Annotated in this window: 24 protein-coding genes; 5 read left to right on the forward strand and 19 right to left on the reverse strand. The window is 61.4% G+C overall.

All coding sequences use genetic code 11. The annotated features are described in order from the left end of the window. Nucleotides 1–35 precede the first annotated feature (35 nt). The 6 genes from KUF59_RS20160 to KUF59_RS20185 all read right to left on the reverse strand — a co-directional run bounded on the left by KUF59_RS20160 (nucleotide 36) and on the right by KUF59_RS20185 (nucleotide 6,136). Nucleotides 36–581 carry a carboxymuconolactone decarboxylase family protein gene (locus KUF59_RS20160; RefSeq protein ID WP_212459622.1) on the reverse strand — a complete coding sequence of 182 codons (546 nt, stop codon included), beginning with the start codon at nucleotides 579–581 and terminating at the stop codon, nucleotides 36–38. 35 nt (nucleotides 582–616) lie between these two features. Next, nucleotides 617–1,252, reverse strand: coding sequence for a nitroreductase family protein (locus tag KUF59_RS20165; protein WP_258769889.1), 636 nt, complete (start codon nucleotides 1,250–1,252; stop codon nucleotides 617–619). A 713-nt stretch (nucleotides 1,253–1,965) separates the two neighbouring features. Beyond that, entirely contained in the window at nucleotides 1,966–2,343 is a 378-nt protein-coding gene (locus tag KUF59_RS20170) for a c-type cytochrome (protein ID WP_212459317.1), read from the reverse strand. A gap of 25 nt (nucleotides 2,344–2,368) precedes the next feature. Next, on the reverse strand, nucleotides 2,369–4,258 hold the full coding sequence (locus tag KUF59_RS20175) for a GMC family oxidoreductase (protein WP_258769890.1): 1,890 nt from the start codon (nucleotides 4,256–4,258) through the stop codon (nucleotides 2,369–2,371). Further along, a complete protein-coding gene (locus KUF59_RS20180) occupies nucleotides 4,141–4,935 on the reverse strand; it encodes a gluconate 2-dehydrogenase subunit 3 family protein (RefSeq protein ID WP_212459319.1) in 795 nt (264 codons plus the stop codon). The genes KUF59_RS20175 and KUF59_RS20180 overlap by 118 nt, the downstream gene beginning before the upstream one ends. A gap of 910 nt (nucleotides 4,936–5,845) precedes the next feature. Beyond that, entirely contained in the window at nucleotides 5,846–6,136 is a 291-nt protein-coding gene (locus KUF59_RS20185) for a hypothetical protein (protein ID WP_212459320.1), read from the reverse strand. Between the two features lie 387 nt (nucleotides 6,137–6,523). Between KUF59_RS20185 and KUF59_RS20190 the strand changes: the two genes are divergently transcribed. Then, entirely contained in the window at nucleotides 6,524–7,897 is a 1,374-nt protein-coding gene (locus KUF59_RS20190) for a helix-turn-helix domain-containing protein (protein ID WP_212459321.1), read from the forward strand. 279 nt (nucleotides 7,898–8,176) lie between these two features. Here the strand turns inward: KUF59_RS20190 and KUF59_RS20195 are convergent, their stop codons facing one another. The 4 genes from KUF59_RS20195 to msrB all read right to left on the reverse strand — a co-directional run bounded on the left by KUF59_RS20195 (nucleotide 8,177) and on the right by msrB (nucleotide 10,714). Next, on the reverse strand, nucleotides 8,177–9,205 hold the full coding sequence (locus KUF59_RS20195; protein ID WP_258769891.1) for a transaldolase: 1,029 nt from the start codon (nucleotides 9,203–9,205) through the stop codon (nucleotides 8,177–8,179). A 123-nt stretch (nucleotides 9,206–9,328) separates the two neighbouring features. Then, nucleotides 9,329–9,583, reverse strand: a complete 255-nt coding sequence (locus KUF59_RS20200; protein ID WP_212459323.1) for a DUF2171 domain-containing protein — start codon at nucleotides 9,581–9,583, stop codon at nucleotides 9,329–9,331. Between the two features lie 163 nt (nucleotides 9,584–9,746). Next, the gene (msrA, locus tag KUF59_RS20205) at nucleotides 9,747–10,259 is read right to left on the reverse strand and encodes a peptide-methionine (S)-S-oxide reductase MsrA (RefSeq protein WP_212459324.1); all 513 of its coding nucleotides are present in this window, start codon (nucleotides 10,257–10,259) and stop codon (nucleotides 9,747–9,749) included. A gap of 2 nt (nucleotides 10,260–10,261) precedes the next feature. Continuing rightward, on the reverse strand, nucleotides 10,262–10,714 hold the full coding sequence (gene msrB / locus KUF59_RS20210; RefSeq protein ID WP_212459325.1) for a peptide-methionine (R)-S-oxide reductase MsrB: 453 nt from the start codon (nucleotides 10,712–10,714) through the stop codon (nucleotides 10,262–10,264). Nucleotides 10,715–11,038: 324 nt separating this feature from the next. Here msrB and KUF59_RS20215 point away from each other — a divergent pair, with 324 nt between their 5' ends. Further along, a complete protein-coding gene (locus KUF59_RS20215) occupies nucleotides 11,039–11,728 on the forward strand; it encodes a redoxin domain-containing protein (RefSeq protein WP_212459326.1) in 690 nt (229 codons plus the stop codon). A gap of 99 nt (nucleotides 11,729–11,827) precedes the next feature. Here KUF59_RS20215 and KUF59_RS20220 read toward each other — a convergent pair whose 3' ends face one another. Next, the gene (locus KUF59_RS20220; RefSeq protein WP_212459327.1) at nucleotides 11,828–12,868 is read right to left on the reverse strand and encodes a LysR family transcriptional regulator; all 1,041 of its coding nucleotides are present in this window, start codon (nucleotides 12,866–12,868) and stop codon (nucleotides 11,828–11,830) included. Between the two features lie 481 nt (nucleotides 12,869–13,349). Here KUF59_RS20220 and KUF59_RS20225 point away from each other — a divergent pair, with 481 nt between their 5' ends. The 3 genes from KUF59_RS20225 to KUF59_RS20235 all read left to right on the forward strand — a co-directional run bounded on the left by KUF59_RS20225 (nucleotide 13,350) and on the right by KUF59_RS20235 (nucleotide 15,506). Next, nucleotides 13,350–14,354 carry a helix-turn-helix domain-containing protein gene (locus tag KUF59_RS20225; RefSeq protein WP_212459328.1) on the forward strand — a complete coding sequence of 335 codons (1,005 nt, stop codon included), beginning with the start codon at nucleotides 13,350–13,352 and terminating at the stop codon, nucleotides 14,352–14,354. A 200-nt stretch (nucleotides 14,355–14,554) separates the two neighbouring features. Continuing rightward, a complete protein-coding gene (locus KUF59_RS20230; RefSeq protein ID WP_212459329.1) occupies nucleotides 14,555–15,100 on the forward strand; it encodes a carboxymuconolactone decarboxylase family protein in 546 nt (181 codons plus the stop codon). A 43-nt stretch (nucleotides 15,101–15,143) separates the two neighbouring features. Further along, nucleotides 15,144–15,506 (forward strand): DUF488 domain-containing protein, encoded by a 363-nt coding sequence (locus KUF59_RS20235; RefSeq protein ID WP_212459330.1) that lies wholly within the window; start codon nucleotides 15,144–15,146, stop codon nucleotides 15,504–15,506. Here KUF59_RS20235 and KUF59_RS20240 read toward each other — a convergent pair. The 8 genes from KUF59_RS20240 to KUF59_RS20275 form a co-directional block, all read right to left on the reverse strand. Beyond that, nucleotides 15,503–16,000: an OsmC family protein gene (locus KUF59_RS20240; protein ID WP_212459331.1), complete on the reverse strand. Its 498-nt coding sequence runs from the start codon at nucleotides 15,998–16,000 to the stop codon at nucleotides 15,503–15,505. The genes KUF59_RS20235 and KUF59_RS20240 overlap by 4 nt on opposite strands. 20 nt (nucleotides 16,001–16,020) lie before the next feature. Further along, nucleotides 16,021–16,707 carry an antibiotic biosynthesis monooxygenase family protein gene (locus KUF59_RS20245; RefSeq protein ID WP_212459332.1) on the reverse strand — a complete coding sequence of 229 codons (687 nt, stop codon included), beginning with the start codon at nucleotides 16,705–16,707 and terminating at the stop codon, nucleotides 16,021–16,023. Nucleotides 16,708–16,957: 250 nt separating this feature from the next. Further along, nucleotides 16,958–17,704, reverse strand: coding sequence for a ferredoxin reductase (locus KUF59_RS20250; protein ID WP_212459333.1), 747 nt, complete (start codon nucleotides 17,702–17,704; stop codon nucleotides 16,958–16,960). Further along, nucleotides 17,697–18,302 (reverse strand): sulfite oxidase-like oxidoreductase, encoded by a 606-nt coding sequence (locus tag KUF59_RS20255; protein WP_212459334.1) that lies wholly within the window; start codon nucleotides 18,300–18,302, stop codon nucleotides 17,697–17,699. The genes KUF59_RS20250 and KUF59_RS20255 overlap by 8 nt, the downstream gene beginning before the upstream one ends. 112 nt (nucleotides 18,303–18,414) lie before the next feature. After that, the gene (locus tag KUF59_RS20260; protein ID WP_212459335.1) at nucleotides 18,415–18,828 is read right to left on the reverse strand and encodes a cupin domain-containing protein; all 414 of its coding nucleotides are present in this window, start codon (nucleotides 18,826–18,828) and stop codon (nucleotides 18,415–18,417) included. 139 nt (nucleotides 18,829–18,967) lie between these two features. Beyond that, nucleotides 18,968–19,513, reverse strand: coding sequence for a DUF1003 domain-containing protein (locus KUF59_RS20265; RefSeq protein ID WP_212459336.1), 546 nt, complete (start codon nucleotides 19,511–19,513; stop codon nucleotides 18,968–18,970). Between the two features lie 120 nt (nucleotides 19,514–19,633). Beyond that, nucleotides 19,634–19,915, reverse strand: coding sequence for a DUF427 domain-containing protein (locus KUF59_RS20270; RefSeq protein ID WP_212459337.1), 282 nt, complete (start codon nucleotides 19,913–19,915; stop codon nucleotides 19,634–19,636). 187 nt (nucleotides 19,916–20,102) lie between these two features. Further along, entirely contained in the window at nucleotides 20,103–21,038 is a 936-nt protein-coding gene (locus tag KUF59_RS20275) for a LysR family transcriptional regulator (protein ID WP_212459338.1), read from the reverse strand. Between the last annotated feature and the right edge of the window lie 109 nt (nucleotides 21,039–21,147).

Raw genomic sequence — 21,147 nt, forward strand, 5'->3', positions numbered from 1 at the left:
CCCAATGGCTTCGAGAAGTTGCGACGGGACAAAGCTCAGATCGAGCCGGCCGGCGTTACGGCGGGAAAGTCCTTCTCGGGATCGAACACGTTGTTGAAAAAATTCGTTAGGGAGTACATAGCCGCCAGCGCGACGATCTCCATGACGTTCGCATCCGTGTAGCCTGCATCGCGAACGGCTTTCAGATCGGCATCACTGACCTTGCCGCGGGTCTCGATGACCTTGCGCGCAAACTGGACGGCGGCGTCCCGCTTCGGGTCGCTGGCATGGCCCTTCCGAGCGAGAATGATTTCATCGGCCGGCAGCTTGGCCATATGCTCGGCCGTAAAGCTGTGAACCGTCAGGCAATAGTTGCAGCCATTCACTTCGGAGACAGCAAGGCCGATGCTGTCACGCGTCTTCACGTCGAGCGCCTTGCTCAAGGAGCCGAGCAGGGCGGCCCACGCGTTGAACGCGATCGGGCTATGCGCGAAGGTCGCCATCATATTTGGGGTGAACCCGACGTTCCTGGTGATCGCATCGAGTGTCGGTTTGCTATCGGCCGGCACTTGATCCGGCTTTAGAGCTGCACTTCTTGGCATCGTAGTCTTCCGTAAGTTAGGGGCTTTACTAATACTCAAACGAGATCCAGCACATCGGCGACCGGTCGGCGCGGCTTCTGCGCCCAGTTTCCCGGACGCTCCGGCCCCACGGACAACAGCATGACCGGTACTTCGTCCTCGGCCAGTCCGAACTCGCGGTGCACCGCTTCGGCATCGAAACCGATCATCGGCGTCGAACCCAGGCCCAGTGAGCGGGCCGCATAGATCATCGCCGCCGCGCCGAACGTGCCGGTGCGTACTGCCTCGTCGCGCTGGCGCTGCGGGTATTCCATGTACAGATCGCGTGCGGGGATTTCCCATTCCGGCACCATCTTTGCCGGCATGATGCCCGCTTCCACCAGCGGTGCCAGACGCTCTGGTACTACGCTGGAATCGGCCAACTGGCCGCAGACGATGAAGGTAACGGCTGCTTCGGTGATCGCGGGCTGATCCCAAGCGAGCGGCCGCAACCGAGCCTTGGCTTCAGGCGTGCGTACGGCGATGAAGCGCCAGTTCTGCAAGTGGAAGGACGTCGGCGCGGTGGTACCGATTCTCACCAGCTCGCGGATTTGTTCGTCGCTCAAGGTGGCGGCAGGATCGAAGTACTTCGTGGCGCTGCGGCTCAGGATGCATTCGATGACGCCGTTGGTCATGGTGATTCCGTCAGTCATGGTGATTCCTATGGGTGAAGGGATAGGTTGAGGTACGAGAGTGCTTTCGCTTTCTCTGTTGAAAATGCTGCGGCGATGGGTCCGTTCGACATCTAGTGCCGGGAGCCATGGGTAGTTTCCGAAAGCGAAGGCAGAACAGTGTGACCTCGCTTCCAGAACTGCTCGGTGTCGGGCGGCGGCTTGACCAGTGACACATCAGCGTCCACTACGTTCGCGGTCGGACCGGCTGAAACCGCTTCGCTCATCTACGCGAGCGCCGCCACGGTGGCCGCGACCAGGGAGACCGCAACAACTGGGCCGACGGTCCTAGGTGATTTCATGGGGGGCTCCTTTGTTGCCCGCGCGCGGCACGGTGGCTCGACGCAATGGCTTCATGCGATGTCGAGGCGGCCGCGTGTCCGGCCGACCCGGTGGCCCCAAGATCGGACGCAGCCGGCGAAATTGGAAATTCCGGTTGGTCATGCATTCGATAAGCGCGGGGTATCGTTGTCTAAAAGTGCTGTGCGCGTGCGCCCCGTCGGTCTAGACAGGGAAACGCATCGCGTAACCACCGCTGCGCTCGAAGCGCACAGGAGGCCACACTCGTAACGCATGGCGGTGAGGATTTCAGACACAGCATCACGCAATTCCGACGCCCGCACATATTGGTCGGCGGCATCGATGTTTAGCGTGCGAATGGATGGCGTCTTGCTGACGCCTCGCTCAACGAGCCGTTACTTCAACGTAGCAAGATAGGTAACGAGGTCCGTCCGGTCCGTCGGGTTCTTCAGCCCTGCGTAGGGCATCCTGTTTCCGGGAACCACTTGCTGTGGCGATTCCAGATACGCATCGAGGATCTTCGTATCCCAGACAATGTCGGACTTCTTCATCGCGTTACTATAGCTGAAGCCGGGAACCGTACCCGCCTTCCTGCCGTTGATTCCCCCCAGGCCCGGCCCGGCGCGACTGGCATGATCTGCCGCATGGCAAGCTGCGCAAGCTTTGAAGATGGTTTTTCCGTGCTCGGCGTCCTGTGCGTAGCCGCGAGTCGCGGTTGCTCCCGCAAGTACGAGCACCGCGATAAACGCGCCAATCTTTCCCGCGCTTTTCATAGGGAACGTCCTTTTTAGGTCGGGATCAGAGGTGGCGCGGCCGCGCGACATAATCGTTGAGGTCGTCGCCGAGTCGAAGCGCGAGAGCCCCTAGCGGGCCTGTCGGGTTGTAGCCTGCATTGAAGGGGTAGACGGATGCACCGACGACAAACAGGTTTTGCGCATCCCAGTGCTGCAGGTGAGGGGAGACGACGCTCGTCGCAGGATCGCTTCCCATAATCGTGCCACCAGTGACATGGGTGGTCTGATACACGCGACTATCGTACGGCCCCTTGCGGGGGGCTGTCGGCGGTGCGATGTCGGCACCGGTCGCTTTGGCGATCTCGTCGATCTTCTTCGACAGATAGACCGACATCTTGCGCTCGTTCTCGCGAACGTCGAACGTCATCCGCAGGAGCGGTTGCCCATAGGCGTCGACATAGGTCGGGTCGAGGTCGACATAATTCTCCCGATGCGGATACCAGCTGCCATGGGCAGTTATGCTGAAATTATGTGCGTACCAATCGGCGTTGGCTTTTTTCCACTCCGCGCCCCATTTCGGCGTGCCGGGCGGCACAGCCCGGCTCGTAATCGGCCGTCCGTTCGTCACGTTGGCGTAGATGTAGCCGCCTCCGAAGAAGCCAAGACCGCTGTGGTCGAAATTGTCCCCGTTGAACTCGTCGATCACGGTCTGTGACGCACCGGACGCCAGGAACGGGTTGATCCAGCGGTCCTTGAAGAAGACACGCGTGCCGAACATCGTCTGGTGGCAGAAATTCTTGCCGACCAGCCCGTGACCAGTCTTGGGATTGTAAGGCGTCCCAATCCCCGCCATCAGCAGAAACTTGGTATTCGACATCGTGAAGGAAGAAAGTACGACGACGTCGGCCGGCTGTTCGTACTCCTCGCCGGTTACGCGATCGATGTAACGAACGCCTCTCACGCGTTTTGCCTTACGATCATAAAGAATATCGAGAACATGCGTTTCCAGACGCAATTCGAAGCTCTCGCGCTTTCTCAGCATCGGATAGAGCAGAACTTCGGGGCTCGCCTTGGCGTTGGCTTCGCAGATGAAGCGCTCGCAATGGCCGCAGAACTGGCACTGACCAAGCTGCATACCATCGGGATTGGTGTAGGCCTCCGGCGAATTTGCTGCCGGCAAGGGAAAAGGTTTGTAGCCTAGCTTCTTGGTTGCCTCGCTGAAGATCACGCCCGCTTCGGTGATAGGCAGAGGGTTTTGCGGAAACTCGTTCTGCCGTGGTGCCTCGAACGGATTTCCGCCCTCCTGCACCTTGCCACGCAGATTTCCTGCCTTGCCGGCAATGCCGAACAGCTTTTCGAACTGATCGTGATAGGGCTCCATCTCTGCATAGGTGACGCCCCAATCCTGGATCGCCATTTCAGCTGGAATGGCCTTCTTTCCATACCGGTTCTCAAGGTGGGTACGCAAAACAGGGTCAGTCTCGCTCCAGCGCCAGGTCTGCCCGTTCCAGTGATTGGCCGCACCGCCCATTCCCTCGCCGGGTTTGAACGCCTGGAGACGTCGTATCGGCAGCGCCGTTTCGCCGCCATTATGGCGAAGCGTGTAGGTCTGGACGGACCAATCCTGAAAGAGATCACCATGCACGTCCCAGCGCAGTTCGTCGCGCTGCGACGGCAGGCTTGTTGCGGCGGTATGGGTGCGGTCGATTCCCCGTTCAAGGACGACGACATCGACGCCCTTGGCCGTCAGCTGGCGAGCGGCCAGCGCCGCCGTGAATCCTCCGCCTACGAAAACGACGGTGCGATGTTTCAAGCGTGTAGCCATGATTGCTTCCCTTAGGCGAAGTCGGCGATGGATTTCGGATCGGCGGCACCCGGGAAGGGCTTGCCACGGAAATCGACCATGTCCTGGGAATGAACCGCGGGGAGACCTGGATAGCCGATCGCCTTCCAAAACACCTTGCCGACATTGCCGCCGTAAACGGGATCGGCGAAACAAGCTTGCTCAAATAGCGGATAGACGAGTTCGTTGAACCACGAGGCGAGCTGGACGCGCTCGTCTGTCACCTTGCCGTTGGCAATTTCATGGAGAAATCGGTCGGCACCACTCTCATCTAATTCACTAAAGGCCTTGCCATTGCGTTTCTGGCAGGCCGCATCCGCGGCAGCGAGGCCCGCCTTGAAAAATTGCTCGGGTGTGAGCGGCAATTGATAGCCCAGTTCAGGCTTACCCTCTCGCCAGGGGCCGCGCATATAGAGGCGCGCGCCCTTACCGAAACCGCCTGCCAGTTGTCGGTCGATGTAGGCTGCAAGCCCGCAATCGACGCCGCCGGGTGTCAGCGCATCCGCAGGACACATCACGTTGACCATCACCTCGACGAAGCCGGCTTCGTCCGGGCCGAATGACAGATAGCCGGGCACTGGCAACGGCAACTTGGCAGCGATAGTACTCGCGGAAGCATCCACGGATTGGGAGGAGGCCGGTTCGGATGCTTCCGCGAGCGCCGCGGTTGTCGCGACGGTTCCTATCAGGACACCCGGAGCCAGCGAAGCGGCGCCCGTGGCAGCGGCAACGCCGAGAAAGCCTCGACGATTCGGATGGAAGGTTTTGTCGCTTTGGTCATTGGTCATCGGAGTTGCAGTCCACTTTTTTATCGCGGCATAATCGCGTGATCATCCATGTGCGAGGCGTCTCTCTGTGCGGCGGAAGCATGGGTCGCCTCATGCGGGGCTCAGTCTGCCTGACGCGCGTTCGCGGTCGGGCCGGTCGGAGCCGCTCCGCTGATCTACGCCAGCGCGGCCACAGTGGTGGCGAGCAGCGAGACAGCGACAGCCAGGCCGACAGTCCTCGGTAATTTCATGGGGGCTCCTTTGCTGCCCACGCGGCAAGGTGACTCGCCGCAGCGGCTTCAATCACTGTTTCAATCGTTGCGGAGGCGACCGCTTGTGCTCGGCCGGCCCAGCAGACCCAAAGATCGGGCGCGGCCGACGAAATCAGAAATAATCTTTGGTCATGCATTCGATAGGCAGAGGTATCGTCATCCAGAAGCGCTGTGCGCGCGTGCGTCCCGTCCGTCTTCGATCAGCATCGAGGAGCGCGCCGTACTCGAGGTGTCGGGCGGCGTAGGAAGACATGAAGGGGCACTTCGCGATCACCCTTTTTCCATCGCGTCGCAACGCTTCGAAAACGCCATGTGCCAGCCGCGATCCGTACCTTGGCCGGACAGCTCTTGCGTCGCCTCCGTGTGGAGCAGGACGAGGCGGCTTTTAGTAGCCGACTGTGAGCGCGCCGTCGCCGAAGGGCATTTCAAGCCGGTTCATTGCCGGATTGTCCAGGACACCGCCGCGGCAAGCGGGGCGAGCCGTGTGTCTGGACGAACGGCGACGGATGCGTGGTTCTTCGCGCATGCCGCTCATCGCCTCCACAGCGTTGATAATCAAATTGAGGATTACTTGCCGTAGTTGCCCCCGATCTGCTTGGACAGTCGGCTAGGGCCCTGCGAATTGAGTCAGCACTGATACGCCGTTTCTCGTCACCTCGTCACGCGTCAGCTTGAGCAGGTCGCGGATCGCCCCGTTGATCTCCACGCGCTCCTTCTTCGGTGGCGCCTTCTTGAAGAGGCCGCAGCCCGCGGATCCGGTAGATCACGTCACTGGCTCGATAAGCGTCCCTCACGATGCAATCGAGCGCTTGTCGTACCTCGTCTAGGTCCGGCGGCCGATGAGCCAGAAAGTGCCGAGCGGCCTGAGCGTTAGCGACTATCGTCGCAATGCGCTGCGTCGCTTCAGCAATATTGTCTGACTCGGCGCCCACATGTCCACTGTCGATCATGGCGTTCTCCTTTGGATGTTCGGAGCGGAACACTAGACCGCGAAGGTCTGTCCGACGGCTGAGCATCCAACAAATGATCTAGCCACTCTTGGAGGGATTTGATCCCGACCGGAGGCCCTTGCTTTTTTACATGGAACTTTGGCTTACGGCGCGCCGTCAGGCTCGCTGTTCAATAGCCGAAAACAAGTACCATCAGCTGTCCTTGCGGCGATTGCGAGGGTACTTCGCGTGGTATACCGTGGTGCTGCTTCGACGATGTTTTTTTGGATGTCCGTGGTGTCTTGACGACCTGCGGCGCCGTGTGCCGCGATAGCGCGTTTTGCCACGGGCAGAAGATGGACGGCGCGCCATCGGTACAAGCCCGTCCATCGTGAACCGGGTGCGGTGATGAGACTCCCGGAGCGGTCTGCAAGCTCGCTCGACACTTTCGCTGGGCATGTCGAACACGTTTGTTCGGTTGCTCAGGGGGCAGCGCCTCCGCCGGGGATAGAAGCAGTATCAAGCTCCTGGCAAAGATCAGCAAAAAAATACGGACTCGATCCAGTCGATAGCAAGGCGCCGCGCATCCTCACGCCTGCTGAATTGAAGCATTTTCGCGAACCGCTGGATAAGCTCACCTTTAGTGCTCAAGAGGAGATAGATGAATTATATAAGGTGGTTCGTGAAGCTGGTTATGCCATCTTGCTCTGTGATAGCTCGGGAGTCGTAGTCGCCCATCGCGGTGAAGATATGCGGGCAAGCGAGTTCAAATATTGGGGAACGTGGCTTGGGGGAGTGTGGTCCGAGGAGTTGGAGGGCACAAACGGAATCGGCACCTGCATCATAGAAGAGCGGCCTGTCACGATCCACAGAAGCCAGCATTTTAGGTCCAGACACATTAACCTGAGCTGCTCTGGTGCGCCGATCTTCGGAGTTGATGGGCGATTGATAGCAGTGTTGGACGTCTCTGCCATCGATCCTGAACTCTCGGAACGAGCGCACGCGCTCACTGGTGCGCTCACGCTACGATCGGCGTGCGCGATAGAAGAGAGAGTTTTTCGTGAGCACTTCCGTCGAGAGTGGATCGTCGCGGTAGCGCCGCCGGAGGGCGGCGCTCCGGGCATGCTGCTGGCGATTGACGGCAACCAACGTATCATGGGCGCAAACCGGTTCGCGCGCACGTCCCTTATGCTTGATGATCGTGGACTCCGGGCGGGTACCAGCTTGTGGTCGATCTTCGAGCGAAACGTCGACATTTTCCGGCGCCAGGACCGGACCGATTTCTCTGTGCGGTTACTGATCGCCGGCAGCAATGATAGTCGGCCCGCGCTTGTCACTCCACCCGATCGCCCTGTGACTGCCTCGAACAATCCAACGAGCCATGACGTGCACACGCGGCCGCGCCTGGGCTCGATTGATGTTTCGACCCTGCCGCCAGCACCGCAAGCATGGGGCGGATTGTCGCCGGGCGCAATGCGTCGGGTGCGGGAATACGTGGAAGTGCATTTGGGCGAAACTATCGATCTGTCGATGTTGGCTGGAGTTGCCGGACTATCAGTACATCATTTTGCACGACAATTTAAGCAATCCGCCGGGGTGACGCCGCATGTCTACCTCACGCAAAAGCGCGTTGAGCGCGCCCAGGAGATGTTGGTTCGGACGGATCTTCCGTTAGCGGAAATTGCGTTCGCCGTGGGCTTTTTCGACCAGGGTCATCTAGCACGTCATTTCCGTCATTTGCTCGGTAAGACCCCTCGAGAGTTTCGGTGGTCGCAACGCTAGAAGCAAAGAGCGTTTGCATCGCCGAAGAGTCGCTGAGGACTAGGTCTGCCGTATGGCCACCACGCTACCGAAGACGAGATCGAGGAATCCGATGCAGCCTGACGCCGGCCTTCACTCCGCGAGAGCGACGCGCGCGACCGCGGCGAGATACGCTGGACGCACCTGCAGCCCGAGATCCGCGAGCAGCCATCGGACGCTTTGAGGCCTCGAGTTGTTCAGGTGGTGCATCACGATCATCACGGCTCTGCGTTCGCTGTCGGCCGTGGCGACGTCGCGGGCTCACAGGAGGCGTTCTGCGGTCCTGCGGCGGAGCGTCTTCAGGTCGTTCGCGAGCACGCGAATGCCCTCGGACAGCTTCTCGGTCGCCATCGCGTCCTCGTTCATGATCCACCGGAAGGTTGTTTCGTCCATCGGACCCGTGGGGTCCAGGTGTTTTATGTCGACGGCGTCTTCGCTCACGAACCAGTGGCAGATCCCGTCTTCCGCCGTGCGAAGGGAGCGTGGCTCTGCGGCGGTGGGCGCCAAGACGCGTTTGAGCTCGCCCCCCTCGGACGCAAGCGCGTCCATGAGGGCGGGCGCGATCGCCAGCCGATCGCATCCGGCCAGCGCCTCGATCTGGCCGGTGTTGCGAAATGACGCCCCCATGACGATCGTCTCGATGCCGTTCGACTTGTAGTATCCGTAGATGTCCCGCACGGACCGGACCCCTGGATCCTCGGCGGCGTCGAAGTCCTTTCCACCAGACTTCTTGTGCCAGTCGTAGATGCGGCCCACGAACGGCGAGACCAGGAAGGCGCCAGCTTCGGCGCTGGCAATCGCCTGCGCCCGGTTCAACAGCGACGTCATGTTGCACTTGACACCCTCGCTTTGGAGGATCTCTGCAGCGCGTATTCCCTCCCACGTCGATGCGAGCTTGATCAGCAGGCGATCGGGTCCGACGCCGCGCTGCTTGTAGGCGTCGATAATCTGGCGCGCCCTCGCGACCAATGCTCCGATATTGAACGACAGGTTGGCGTCCACCTCGGTGGACACAAAGCCTGGCACGAGTCGCAAGAGCTCGACGCCGACGGAGACTGCGAGCCGGTCGGCAGTCGCGGCGGCGACGCGTGCAGCGTCGCCGGTCTGTTTTCGTCCCCATGTCAGCGCTTCTTCGACAATATTCCTGTACTCGGGATTGTCGATAGCTTTCAGGACGATCGTTGGATTCGTCGTGCAGTCTACCGGCTTGAGACGCGCCACCGCACCAAGATCGCCTGTGTCGGCGACCAATGTTGTCATTGCGCGTAGTTGATCCAGCTTCGACGCCAAGGCCTTTTCCTCTCGAGTGTCGGCTCAAGCCGTGCATGCACCATGCCTGCGAAACGGTTTCCTGTCGTCGGTTCGCGTTTTTTTATGCCTCGCGCGTGGCCAGGGTCGTCGGGTCTTCTTTCGTCAGACGGGCTTTCCCGATTGCTCCTCTTCGAACGTCACCGCTACCGCCGCGTTTGCCGAGAGGCGAACCCTTTGCCCCTCGACGTCGGCGATCAGCCCGAGGTCGATGAAATGCGCGTGGCCCTTGTGCTGGCCCTCGCCGCTGTCGCGCTTGGCGAGCCTGATGCGACCGTTGGCGACACCGTCGACAGTGCCGACGTGAACACCGTCCGCGCCGATCACTTCCATGTTCTGGACGATCTTGTTCGTGGTCATCCCGTCTCTCCTTGTGGTTTCGCCGGCTATGGCGAAGTTAAGCGTGCTCCGCCAGCCGGAGACCCGCGGAAGCGCGGGTATTGGCGAGGGTGCGTCGCACCCCTCGTTTCACGAAGCGAAGTAAGGCTGCGTCCGGCACCGTCCACACGTCCCTGCGCCGCCCTCAGGCGGCGCTTCTGCGCGGAAGCTTCCACTGCGGGCGGACGAAGTGGCAGGTGTAGCCATTCGGGTAGCGTTCCAGGTAGTCCTGGTGCTCGGGCTCGGCCACCCAGAAGTCGCCAGCGGGCGAAACCTCCGTCACCACCTTGTCCGGCCACAGCCCTGAGGCCTCCACGTCGGCGATGGTGTCCTCGGCGACGCGGCGTTGTTCCTCGCTCGTGTAGAAAATCGCCGACCTGTAGCTCGCGCCTCGGTCGTTTCCCTGCCGGTTCGGCGTCGTCGGGTCGTGGATCTGGAAGAAGAACTCCAGCAGGTCGCGGAAGCTTGTCTGACTCGGGTCGAACGTGATCTCGATCGCTTCTGCGTGCGTGCCGTGGTTGCTGTACGTGGCGTTCTTGACGTCGCCGCCCGAGTACCCAACCCGCGTTGAGACGACACCGGGCAGGCGTCGCACCAGTTGCTGCATTCCCCAAAAGCAACCCCCTGCCAGGATTGCGCGTTCTGTAGTCGCTGCCATCGTCAGGCCTCCTGCTTTGCGAAGAGCTTTGCGTACGCGCCGTAGCCCTCGCCCTCCAATTGGTCGCGGTGGATGAATCTCAAGGAGGCCGAGTTCATGCAGTACCTCAACCCGCCCTTGTCGCGCGGCCCATCTGGGAAAACGTGGCCAAGGTGGCTGTCGCCGTGCTTGGAGCGAACCTCCGTCCGTGCCATGCCGTGCGAGCTGTCAACGTTCTCGACGACGTTTGCCGCCTCCAGAGGCCGCGTGAAACTCGGCCATCCCGTCCCGCTGTCGAACTTGTCGAAGGATGCGAAGAGCGGCTCGCCGGAAACCACGTCGACGTAGAGGCCAGGCTCCTTGTTGTCCCAGTATTCGTTGGCGAAGGGGCGCTCGGTCCCGGCGGTCTGCGTGACGCGGTACTGCTCGGGAGTCAACTTCGAGACGGCTTCGGGGTTTTTCCTATAGATCGCCATTCGCCGTACTCCTCTTTGTTCAGCATTGAGGATAGGCACCGGGTGGTCGAACGTCCAATCACCTCCGGCTATCGAAACGATGCCATGCGGATCGACACCCGGGGGTGTTTCAATCTGCCGGGACCGATTTATCGGCCCGGGCGGCGGGTCTGAGAAATGCGGGAACAGGACTTTGAATCGGCGCGCGCCCGACTATTCCTAAAGATAATTCGTCAACGACTTCCATTCCAAAGTTGAATTTTAGTTTCCCAGAACGCACGGTCACCATGCAAGAAACATACGCGTACAGGTGCTGCGAAGGGCCCCGTTGGGGGGAGAACCAGAATGGACGATGAAGTTTCGAAGGGGCGCCCGGTTAGTACGACGATCGAACCCTCCGCGGAGACCTTGAGCGGTTTTCGCACGCTGGATATCCGAACCGACCGGCTGATTTCATCATGGCTGAGAGAGGCGGGGGTTCCTGACGGCGCCCTGAAGGTGAACGAATCTGCGCCCGATTTCCTTCTCCCCGACGCAAATGGAAAGCTCGTTTTATCTTTGGAATTGCGACAAACTGCACCGTTGATCGTCACCTTCGTTTACGGGACTTGGTCCCCATTGTGCGCAGCTGGACTACGGGTTCTTCACGGGGCCACCCCCAGAATCCGCGCTGCCGGCGCCAGAGCAATTGCCATAACGCCTGACACTGCAGACTTGCCACGCAATCTCAAATGCGATCACCGACTGGATCTGGAAATCCTCTCCGACCTAGATCTTGGGGTGAGCCTTTCGTTCGGCCTGGTGTCCGTGGTGCCAGCCGAGATAAAGAGCCGTCTCTTGCAGCGCGGCCTTGATCTCTCCGCTCCCCATGGCTTCTCCTTTTGGATGTTGCCAATGCCGGCGACCTATGTCCTCGACCAACGAGGGATCATCCGTCGAGCGTGTATCGGGCCGGACTCCATCACGCGAGCGACGACCGAAACCGTGCTTGCTGCCCTGCCCGAATTGGATAGGCCGCCTAAGCCTCGCCCTTAGGCTAACCGGAAACGAGACGAGTCAATTCAAGAGGCTACGCGTGGGTGACTGCAACTGCGTCGTGGGCTTGTCCCTCGGCATCAACGACTTCGCGCCACCTTAGCAACGACGGTTGGATGCCCGCGACAAGCTCGGGCGTGAGGAGGCGGGACCGGGACCTGTGATCTGGATCAAGGAGCCTGCACCTTGTGCGTCAACCTTGCGAACATTGACCTTGCTCGAGGCAGGGGCAGACGCGCAGCGGAGTTTGTACAGTGCACTCGTCCAGTCACGAACACGAGCGACCTTGATAAAGGCGTCAAGCGCGGGCGAATACTGCCTCCCCGCCACGGCCAGAAGCTGCACCTCGCGCCGGACGGGGTCGCCCTCAATTGGAATAGCGGCGAGCGACGGCAGCCTTGGAGCGTACTCTGGCGCCAGGATGGCCCCAAAACCGGCCGACGCCATTTCCTGAAGATGGCTTTCCTGATCGCTCCCGTGCACAACCTTAGGGCCTGGCTGGTCGGCAAAACAAGCCTGTTTGAATCGGCCGGCGACGTCGCATCCGACCCTTTCGAGAAATTCCACCTCATGCAAGTCTTTGAGCGGGATAACGGTTTGCCTCGCCATCGGATGTTTCAGAGACAAGACGAGCACGTACCGTTCCTCGAACAGCCGCCAGCGATCGATACGCTCAGGTAGCTCCACGGCGCCACCGACGAGTGCGGCATTGATCTCGCCATCCAAAAGCATCGCAATGAGCCCGTTGGCATCCGCCTCGCGCAGATCGACTCGCAGGTCAGGGATAATCCTGGCGACTTCCAGGAGCAATTCCGTAACGAGTGCTGCGGAGACTGACGGCACCAACCCGATCTTGAGCGGGGCGATTGTCTTCTTTTGATAGCCTCGCGCCTGAAGCCGTACCGCCTCGGCGGCGGCAAATATCTTCTCCAGTGTGGGCAAAACCATCTTGCCCAGCTCGGTGAGCTGGGTGAGGTGACGCTCACGGTGAATCAACGCGCCACCGAGTTCTTGCTCTAACTTTTGTACTGCCTTTGTCAGCGCCGGCTGCGTCACATTGCATTGCTCCGCAGCCCGCGTAAAATTGAGTGTCCTTGCCAGAGCTAAGAAATATCGCACCTGATAAAACTGCAGCTGCATACTCATACTCGAAAGACTTGCCCTCGTTCGGACCGTTCCGGTTCGTTGCCGTAGTAGGCAGAGCCGATGGCCAAGCGGTTTGTCGCGGAGTTCCCGCGGAAACCGATATTGTGCGCCGGCTCGGAATTGTCGATCCGCGTCTCGCGCAAAGTGTTCTCACCGACGCTGTTTCCTATTAACGCCGCGGTTGCGTACAACATCATAGGCGAGTCCAGTCATATGTCAGGGTTTGCGTCGAGATCGGCTCGGTCGTCTTTTCATCAAGTGCTTTTTGCTCATTAGGATCTCCTAAGGTCTCAGTTCTGAAACGTCGGAATGAGGGGCGCTGCAAGCCCACGTTCGTCAAAGAGGTTCCCAGCTTCCTCCCAGGCCGCCAGCCAGGGCGCAGACGCACACCGTCTTCGCCATAAAGCAGTACCAAGATTTGCAATTGTCCTGTCCCAAGAATAGGACATCAGCTCACCCCGAGAGTCCGAAACAAATGTCCGATCGTCCAAATCTTGTATTGCGTCGATCCGATCTCGACGTACTGATGGCAACTTTCGATGTCGAAGTCATTGGGCTCATCGAGTGTTTGGTCAGTCCAGGTTGGCGCCTGTCATTCGAGAGCGCGGACGCGCCGGCTATCCACTACAATCTTTCCGGGACCGGACGAATGGTCGTGAGTGGTTTCTCCGCATTTCCTCTAGTACCTCACACCCTTGTCATCACACCGCCCAAGAAGCCGTTTCACATCGAGGTTGATGACCGCACAGCGGCCAAAACAGTGAATGTGGTCGAAGCTCAATGGGATTCCCGCTTCGGCGAGGGTATCCAGCGATTCGTCGCCGGGAACGTCGACCCGGCGGTGATGCTGATCTGCGGGTACTTTCGCGCCACCTACGGCTCGTCGATCGACCTCTTTGCTGACCTTTCCACGCCGATTGTCGAGCGCTTCGAACCCGACGACGAACTGGGGTCAAAGTTACAGGCTGCGTTGGCAGAAATCAGCGGCCGGCAGGTTGGAATGCAGGCGATGACCACCGCCATCCTGAAGCAGGTGCTCGTCACGCTCATCCGTCGGAGTTTGAATTCGACTAGCGTTTGGCTCGAGCGCTTTTCTATCCTGAGTGACCGTCAAATCGCCCATGCGTTCGCCGATATGGTGGCGCGGCCATCGGCCGATCACTCCGTCACGGCCTTGGCGCAGAAGGCTGGCTTGAGCCGATCCGCATTCATGGCGCGATTTGTGCGCGCAATCGGAAGTTCGCCGATGGTCGCGCTCCGGCAAATGCGGATGAAGCGCGCAGCCGATATGCTCGCCGCGAAGACATTTTCAGTTGAGCAGATCGCGCGGGCGGTCGGTTATAGGAGCTGCAGCAGCTTTCTCCGTGCTTTTCGCCAGGTGCATGGATACGTCCCGGCAGAATCCGAGGGTAAGGGGCGCTCCGCGCATGGTCAGCGCGGCGGGTCAGGCGCAGCTGAGGACGAAGGCCGGGACACGTGACATTGGTGCGCCGGTCGGTGCTCAGTCGATGACCTGCTGTTATCGATTGCATGATCAAGAAACATGCCCGCCGCGGCGTGACGCGCGCTAGCTTTCGAGGCACTCCAGTGGCGAACACTGGCTGAGACGGTCGGGCGTCAGTGACGGCCCGCATCGTCACCAACCGAATAATCGTTCGCGGTCTACGGTAGGAGGATCAAATGCCGCGTATTGCCATTCCGAAACGTGAGGACGCCCCCGCGGAGTCCAAGCCGATCCTCGACAACGTTGACAAGATGCTGGGCTTCGTGCCCAACCTGCACCGCCTCATGTCGATCAGCCCTAACGCGCTCTCCGGCTGGGCTACCCTGATGGGATCGCTGGCGAAGACCCTGGACGTCAAGACGAGAGACGGGATCTCGCTGGCGGTGTCGGAGGCGGACGGCTGCGACTACTGCCTGGCCGCGCACAGCTTCATCGCGGCCAACCTGGCCAAAATCCCGGCGGACGAAATCGGGCTGAACAGGGAGGGCCGCTCGAGCGATCCCAAGCGCCAGGCTGCGGTCGCCTTCGCGAAAGCGCTCATCGAGACGCGCGGCAAAGTTTCCGACACCCAGTTTGCGGCGGTCAGGGATGCTGGGTGGACAGACGCCAACATCGTCGAGATGATCGCGCTGACTGCCCAGTTCCTTTTGACCAACTTCATGAACAATGCGGTGCAGACCCCGATCGATTTTCCCAAGGTCAGTCCCGCGAAGGCAGCCTGACGCGAGGTGCCTTCCTTTGGAGAGGGGAGGGCTGGAGAATCCAATGTCTCGACGGTCCCCGCGGCCTGGTGTCAAGCGCGTCTACGAGCCGCCCGAGGCCTCGGACGGCACGAGGGTGCTCGTCGACCGCATCTGGCCGCGCGGGCTCACGAAGGAGCATGCCAGCGTCGACGTGTGGCTAAAGGACATCGCCCCGAGCGCCGGCCTCAGGACCTGGTTTGGCCATGACCCGAACCGGTGGCGCGAGTTTCACAAGCGATACTTCGAGGAACTCCGCGCCAATCACGCCGCAGTCGAGCCCCTGACGGATCTTGTATCGACGGGCGAAGTCACGCTGCTCTTCGGCGCGCACGATATCGAGCGCAACAACGCCGTGGCGCTCGCGGACTATCTCGCGGCAGACTAGTCGGGGTCAATGTTCGGGATCGGGAGGTCGCTCAAGTCATCATCATAGCTTGCCGCCGGCCCGATGCCGACGTTACCGTTCGTGCGGATGTCGGCACTGAGGCCGAGCGTCCGCCCGACGGGACACATGTTCGCAGCCTGCATCAGTTGGGCGCGCTCCTCCTCGCCAAGGTTTCCTTCGAGCTTGATGGAGCGATCGAAGGAGTCGCGGCCGCCGTCGCCGCCATGGTGGTACGACACGGCTACCTCGACGTGGGAGAGCGGGATTTTCCGCCTTCGCGCCTGCAGCCGTATCGTCATCGCCGTGCACGCGGCGAGCGAAGCGCTTAGCAACTCGTAGGGGGTCGCCCCCGCTGCCGTGCCGCCCCTGCCGTCGGAGCCGCTGATCGAGAACACCGATGGGCCGGCACGGCCGTTAAGGGTGCCAGTGCCGTCAAGGTCGCCGGCCACCTCGGCCTGTGGGCGGGGAGCTCCATCGTCGTTCGAATTCGTCATCGTGCTTTCCGGAGCGGATGTCAGGCGTGGAGGGTCTCGCCGCCCTTAGCATCTGCGTAGTACTGAGGCGCTTCGCGACGGTCGTATTTCCCGTAGTCGCGCACGATCCGCACTCTCCGGACCCTTGCCTTGTCATTCGGCTCGGAGGCGTCCTCGTAGGCCTGCGCTGCAGCGGCGTCCTTCCAAGATATGAGGAGAATCAGCTCGCCGGGCGTAAGTATGGCGTCGAAGATGTCCCAGGACGTGCAGTCGGCGGCCCACGGGTTCAGGCCGAGCCACTCGGCGCAGTCGTACGGGTTGTTCGTCTGCTTCCACTCCGCGGGGCGCGTCGCGTTGATCAGCGAGACCGTCGTTCCTTCCCCGACTTCGGTCTCGTCGAGCCGCTGCTCCGTGAGGGCGTACCCCGCGGGTACCTCATTGTCAGCAGTGATCTGGCCGACGCGGAGGTGGTAGTCTGCGAGAATTTCGTCGCGGCCCTTCCGTTGGACCTCGTGATGGCGCCTGTGGGTGCGCCATCGGACGAGCGATTTCTCGTCCCGCCAGTTCGAAAGCGAAAGGATCCAGCCCTCGCGGGTCAGGCTCTTGTAGCGGACGTTGTCGACGAAGCCCTCGGCCTGCTCCAGCTCGGGGCGCAGCATCTTGGCGTTGTCGAGGTAGTCATCCCAGTTCTCTTTATTGGGGAGGACTTCAAAAATCACTGAAAACATGTTCGTATCCCGCTCTTAGAGTGTGCGACGCAGTCGATTTTGATGTCGAATTGCCCAGGCTAGGCGCGCTCTTGACGGCGGAAGACCTTCAAGTCTTCGACATCGATCGTCTTGGACAGCATCCACGCGGCTCCCGTTTCGTTCACTGTTGCGTCTTCTTGCATTCGGCGCGACCATAATCGCCACAGGCCGCGCGGATAATCTGGCCTTTGCGAAAACTATCCTCTCGCAAAGCGAGAGGAGTCGTCTCTCAAGCGCCGTAGCGTTCGGTCTTGATCGCCCTCGCTTCCAGTCCCAAGGCGAGGGCGGCGTCCGCCGCGATGTCGACGAAGGCGTTCGACCCGCACACGAAGGCGCAGCCGGGAGACATAGGCAGCCGTGCCGCGACGTCAGCGACCATCCTGGCGTCGATCCGCCTGCTGAAGTCGGTGCGGCGCGTCGCAGGCTCGCGTGTCAGCGCCAAGGCGAGCGCGAAATCGGGAAGCGAGCTCTCGAGCTCGAGGAGCTCGTCCCTGAACAGCACGTCACCCCAGGTTCTGGAGGAGAGCGACAGCGCGACGGGCACCGGCTCGCCGCTGGCCTTCCGATACCGGATCATGGCCATGAGCGGCACGACGCCGGAGCCGGCGCCGATCAAGAGCACTGGCTTGTTGGAAGGCCCCGGCCAGAGAAAGTGTCCGCCAAGCGGCCCGCGAAGCTCGATCATGTCGCCTACTTGGGCGACGTCGTGGAAGAACGGGGAGACCTCGCCGTCCGGGAGGCGCTCGATCGCCAGCTCGATCACCTTGGAATCGCTCGGGGCCGAGGCGATCGAGTAGCTGCGCATGGCAGTGTAGCCGTTGGGCGCGGTCAGCCGCACGTCAACGTGCTGTCCGGCCGTATGGCCGAACGTTTCGGAGAGGCGGAGAAAGAAGCTTTTGATAGCTGGCGTCCTCGTCGCAATCTCGACAATCGCGCAGCTCTGCCATTGCGCGGTTGCGGCAATCGCTTCAGTCATTCGTGTATCGCTGCTCATGCCACGGATCGCCGTACATATGGTACCCTCGCAACTCCCAGAAGCCGGCCTCGTCACGCTCCGTGAACTGAAGCCCATTCACCCACTTCGCCGACTTCCAGAAGTAGAGATGTGGCACGAGCAGGCGCGCCGGTCCCCCGTGGTCGCGCGGCAGCGGCTGGCCTTCGTACCTGAGCGCGACCATAGCCTTCCCCGTCGTGAGGTCCGCGAGTGGCACGTTGGTGGAGTATCCGTCGTAGCAATGTGCGAGCGCAAACGGAGTGGGTGCGGTAAGGCCAGCGTCGGCGAGGACGTCGTCGACGGCCACGCCCTCCCAGGCGGTGTTGAGCTTCGACCACGAGGTCACACAGTGGATGTCTCGCGTCATCCTGGTTCGAGGGAGCGCGTTGAACTCCGACCAGCTCCACGCTTTGACCGGACGAGGTCCGACCTTCAGCGTGAAAGTCCAGTCCGCGGACTCGATCCGCGGCGTGGGGCCGGCCGTAAGCACCGGGAAATTGTCGACGAGGTGCTGTCCCGGGGGAATCCGGTCCGATGGTTCGGGTCCGGATTGGCGGCCTGTGAAACCGCGAGTGACCATGGTGGATTTCCTCCGTGCCTGCGCGTGGCATAATCATCTGGCGGTCGCGAGCGGCCGGCGCCCGGACCCGCGCGCGCGCGGTCACGAACGCCGCGCGCCGCGGTCGCCGCCCCTAGGGGAACGTCAGGCCGAAAGTGGCCGGATCGGGCTGCTCGCCTTTCCGTGGGACCAAGAAACGCTCCAGCCCACCCGGCACGAAGCTGAGCAGCAGGGTCGCCTGGTCGCCGACCACCTCGATCGTATGCGGCACTCCGCGGGGAAGAGCTGCGTAGGCGCCCGGTCCCACCTCGACACGGGCATCGCCGACCCGCGCGATGAGCTTGCCCTGCACCACGTAGAGCAGTTCGTCCTCGCGCGAGTGGGTGTGCAGCGGCGGCTCCTCTCCGGCCCGCACCGTCCACATGACAGCGCCATATTCGCCTCCGGACTGGCTGCTCTCCACTTTCATCTCGATGCTCGAGCCTCCGCTCGAGGTCACTGTCTCGCCGCCGTGTGGCGGTGTGAGAACCGGCTGCTGGACTGACATTTGTAGACTCCTGATTGTTGGACCCTTATTCGACTTCGCAGTGGCGGCGAAAGGTCGCCGCTCACAACGTACCGTGAAACATGGTATTCCGTGCGGCGAATGGGAAATGACGTCACGCCATGAAGTCGATAGCCGCGCGTTATGACGGCCGTCCGCCTTCCGCATCGGGCTCGCGGGCATCCAACGCCAACCGCTCCAGCAGCTCGGTTAGCGTCCTGACGGCCTCCGTTAGCTTCAGGACTTCGCGCTCACGCAGTTGGTCGATCTTCTCGTGCAGCAACTCTATCTCGAGCTCTGCCTTCACATTGATCCGGTAGTCGTTCTCCGCAGCCTTGCGATCAATGTCCTGCTGCCGGTTCTGACTCATCATGATGACCGGCGCGGCGTAGGCCGCCTGGAACGAAAGCGCGAGATTGAGAAGAATGAACGGGTAGGGGTCCCAGCCCCTCATCGCGCCGACCAGGTTGGCGGTTATCCAGACGAACAGGATCGCGCTCTGGACGATGATGAAGCTCCACGATCCCATGACGGTGGCGACTGCGTCTGCTATCCTTTGCCCCAGCGTCGGGCGCGCCGCCGTCGCGGGCTCGTCCATGGCCTGAAGCCGAAGGGAACGGCGCGCTCGTCTGAGGTCGGCGAGCAGGTCCTGCTCAGCCGGCTCCATGCCGCCGGGGTTTCCCGCCATCCCTTTTACGCTGCCAGCACCCGTTCCGCTCGATTGCGCGGTCGATTTCGTCTTTGTGCTCGTCTTGCGCGACCCAGCACGTAACCACCACGTAGCTCACGTCTCGGCCTTTCGCTCGTGCTACCCGACGTCAACCCCGTTCCAGAAAGCCACGTAGTCCTTGATGTTCGCGGCCGCCGTCGACGGCTCCGGGTAGTACCACGCGGCGTCCTCGTTGGTCTTTCCGTCCACCACCAACGAGTAGTACCTCGCCATACCCTTCCACGGACAGCGGCTCGTCCTCGAACTCCGCTGTAGGAATTCCTTGCGGATGCTCCCGGGCGGGAAGTAGTGGTTTCCCTCGACGACGACCGTCTTATCCGACTCCGCGATCGTCGCGCCGTTCCAAGTCGCCGTTGTCATTTCCTGTTCCTCGTCCTGCGACGTTGTCGCGATGACTCCGACGCTATCGCACGCCGCGGCCTCCGCGAAATAACGATCGGGAATGGATTGCATAGCGCTACGCTTCGCCGGGCCACTCCAGTGTGACGCAAGCGCCCAGGCCGGTCGATTGGCTGGAAGCGGTTGTCCGCCGGCGTGCGCGTCGTGGTCATGCGGGCGCGCTAGCCACCTCCGAAAGCGTTGCATGCAGCATGCCCTTCTGGGGGACATCGACCGACCAGTCGCGAAGCCGCGCGACCTTGACGAAAGCGTCCAGCGCGGGCGAGTAGCGGCGCCCCTGCACAGCCAGCAGCCGCACCTCCCGCGAAACCGGGGCGCCTTCGAGCGGAATGGTCTTGAGCGTCGGAAGGTGCGGCATGTGCTCGGGCGCGAGTATCACGCCGAAGCCAGCCGCGGCCATGTGCTGCAGGTGCAAGTCGTGACCGCTGCAATAGCCGAGCCGGAGCGGTTCCTCGGGGAAATACGACCGTTGGATCTTCGGGGCGACGTCGCATCCGGCGCGTTCCAGCAAGACGGTCTCGCGGAGGTCGTCGATGCCGATCGAGGGACGGTTTGCGAGCCGGTGTGTCGGCGCGAGAACCACGACGTAGCGCTCCTCGAACAGTAGCCAGTCATCGATGCGGGCAGGCATGTCCTGCACATCCCCGACCATTGCGGCGTTGATGTCCCCCTCAAGCAAGAGGTCGACGAGCTTCTCCGCTGCGCCCTCACGCAGCTCGACGTGAAGCCCAGGGACTAACTTTGCGATCTCCGCGATCGGATCGAGGACGAGCGACGCCGAGATGGAGGGGGCGAGGCCGATCTTCAGTGGCGCGACCTCCTTGCGTTGGAACTCCTGGGCTCTGCGACGCACCGCCTCTTCCGAGGCCAATGTGCGCTCCAGCATCGGAAGGACTTCCTTCCCAAGGTCCGTGAGCTGCGTTAACTGGCGCTCGCGGTAGATTAACTGGCCGCCTAGCTCCTGCTCGAGCTTCTGCACCCCCTTGGTCAGGGCGGGCTGCGTGACATTGCACTGCTCGGCTGCGCGGGTGAAATTGAGTGTGGACGCGACGGCGAGGAAGTAGCGAACTTGATGAAGCTCCATGGGCTGTTCTCCTTCCTTCCGGGTCGCAGTTGCGCTCCGAGTTCCCTTGGAACCAGCGGGCAGGGCGCTTATTGACTCGTGTGCGCCGCCGTAGCGAGTAAAGCCCGGC

This window comes from Bradyrhizobium arachidis, from assembly GCF_024758505.1.
In the GTDB taxonomy this organism is placed as follows: domain Bacteria; phylum Pseudomonadota; class Alphaproteobacteria; order Rhizobiales; family Xanthobacteraceae; genus Bradyrhizobium; species Bradyrhizobium manausense_C.

What these genes read in the sequence shown, in the direction of transcription:
- KUF59_RS20270 (WP_212459337.1), bottom strand. Translation starts at nt 19,915, where the DNA reads ATGACAACGGCGACTTGGAACGGCGCGACGATCGCGGAGTCGGATAAG.
- KUF59_RS20245 (WP_212459332.1), bottom strand. Translation starts at nt 16,707, where the DNA reads ATGTTTTCAGTGATTTTTGAAGTCCTCCCCAATAAAGAGAACTGGGAT.
- msrB (WP_212459325.1), bottom strand. Translation starts at nt 10,714, where the DNA reads ATGGCGATCTATAGGAAAAACCCCGAAGCCGTCTCGAAGTTGACTCCC.
- KUF59_RS20180 (WP_212459319.1), bottom strand. Translation starts at nt 4,935, where the DNA reads ATGACCAATGACCAAAGCGACAAAACCTTCCATCCGAATCGTCGAGGC.
- KUF59_RS20250 (WP_212459333.1), bottom strand. Translation starts at nt 17,704, where the DNA reads ATGACTGAAGCGATTGCCGCAACCGCGCAATGGCAGAGCTGCGCGATT.
- msrA (WP_212459324.1), bottom strand. Translation starts at nt 10,259, where the DNA reads ATGGCAGCGACTACAGAACGCGCAATCCTGGCAGGGGGTTGCTTTTGG.
- KUF59_RS20215 (WP_212459326.1), top strand. Translation starts at nt 11,039, where the DNA reads ATGGACGATGAAGTTTCGAAGGGGCGCCCGGTTAGTACGACGATCGAA.
- KUF59_RS20165 (WP_258769889.1), bottom strand. Translation starts at nt 1,252, where the DNA reads ATGACTGACGGAATCACCATGACCAACGGCGTCATCGAATGCATCCTG.
- KUF59_RS20255 (WP_212459334.1), bottom strand. Translation starts at nt 18,302, where the DNA reads ATGGTCACTCGCGGTTTCACAGGCCGCCAATCCGGACCCGAACCATCG.
- KUF59_RS20185 (WP_212459320.1), bottom strand. Translation starts at nt 6,136, where the DNA reads ATGATCGACAGTGGACATGTGGGCGCCGAGTCAGACAATATTGCTGAA.
- KUF59_RS20260 (WP_212459335.1), bottom strand. Translation starts at nt 18,828, where the DNA reads ATGTCAGTCCAGCAGCCGGTTCTCACACCGCCACACGGCGGCGAGACA.
- KUF59_RS20200 (WP_212459323.1), bottom strand. Translation starts at nt 9,583, where the DNA reads ATGACCACGAACAAGATCGTCCAGAACATGGAAGTGATCGGCGCGGAC.
- KUF59_RS20220 (WP_212459327.1), bottom strand. Translation starts at nt 12,868, where the DNA reads ATGCAGCTGCAGTTTTATCAGGTGCGATATTTCTTAGCTCTGGCAAGG.
- KUF59_RS20230 (WP_212459329.1), top strand. Translation starts at nt 14,555, where the DNA reads ATGCCGCGTATTGCCATTCCGAAACGTGAGGACGCCCCCGCGGAGTCC.
- KUF59_RS20240 (WP_212459331.1), bottom strand. Translation starts at nt 16,000, where the DNA reads ATGACGAATTCGAACGACGATGGAGCTCCCCGCCCACAGGCCGAGGTG.
- KUF59_RS20170 (WP_212459317.1), bottom strand. Translation starts at nt 2,343, where the DNA reads ATGAAAAGCGCGGGAAAGATTGGCGCGTTTATCGCGGTGCTCGTACTT.
- KUF59_RS20225 (WP_212459328.1), top strand. Translation starts at nt 13,350, where the DNA reads ATGTCCGATCGTCCAAATCTTGTATTGCGTCGATCCGATCTCGACGTA.
- KUF59_RS20265 (WP_212459336.1), bottom strand. Translation starts at nt 19,513, where the DNA reads ATGGCGGGAAACCCCGGCGGCATGGAGCCGGCTGAGCAGGACCTGCTC.
- KUF59_RS20190 (WP_212459321.1), top strand. Translation starts at nt 6,524, where the DNA reads ATGAGACTCCCGGAGCGGTCTGCAAGCTCGCTCGACACTTTCGCTGGG.
- KUF59_RS20235 (WP_212459330.1), top strand. Translation starts at nt 15,144, where the DNA reads ATGTCTCGACGGTCCCCGCGGCCTGGTGTCAAGCGCGTCTACGAGCCG.
- KUF59_RS20275 (WP_212459338.1), bottom strand. Translation starts at nt 21,038, where the DNA reads ATGGAGCTTCATCAAGTTCGCTACTTCCTCGCCGTCGCGTCCACACTC.
- KUF59_RS20160 (WP_212459622.1), bottom strand. Translation starts at nt 581, where the DNA reads ATGCCAAGAAGTGCAGCTCTAAAGCCGGATCAAGTGCCGGCCGATAGC.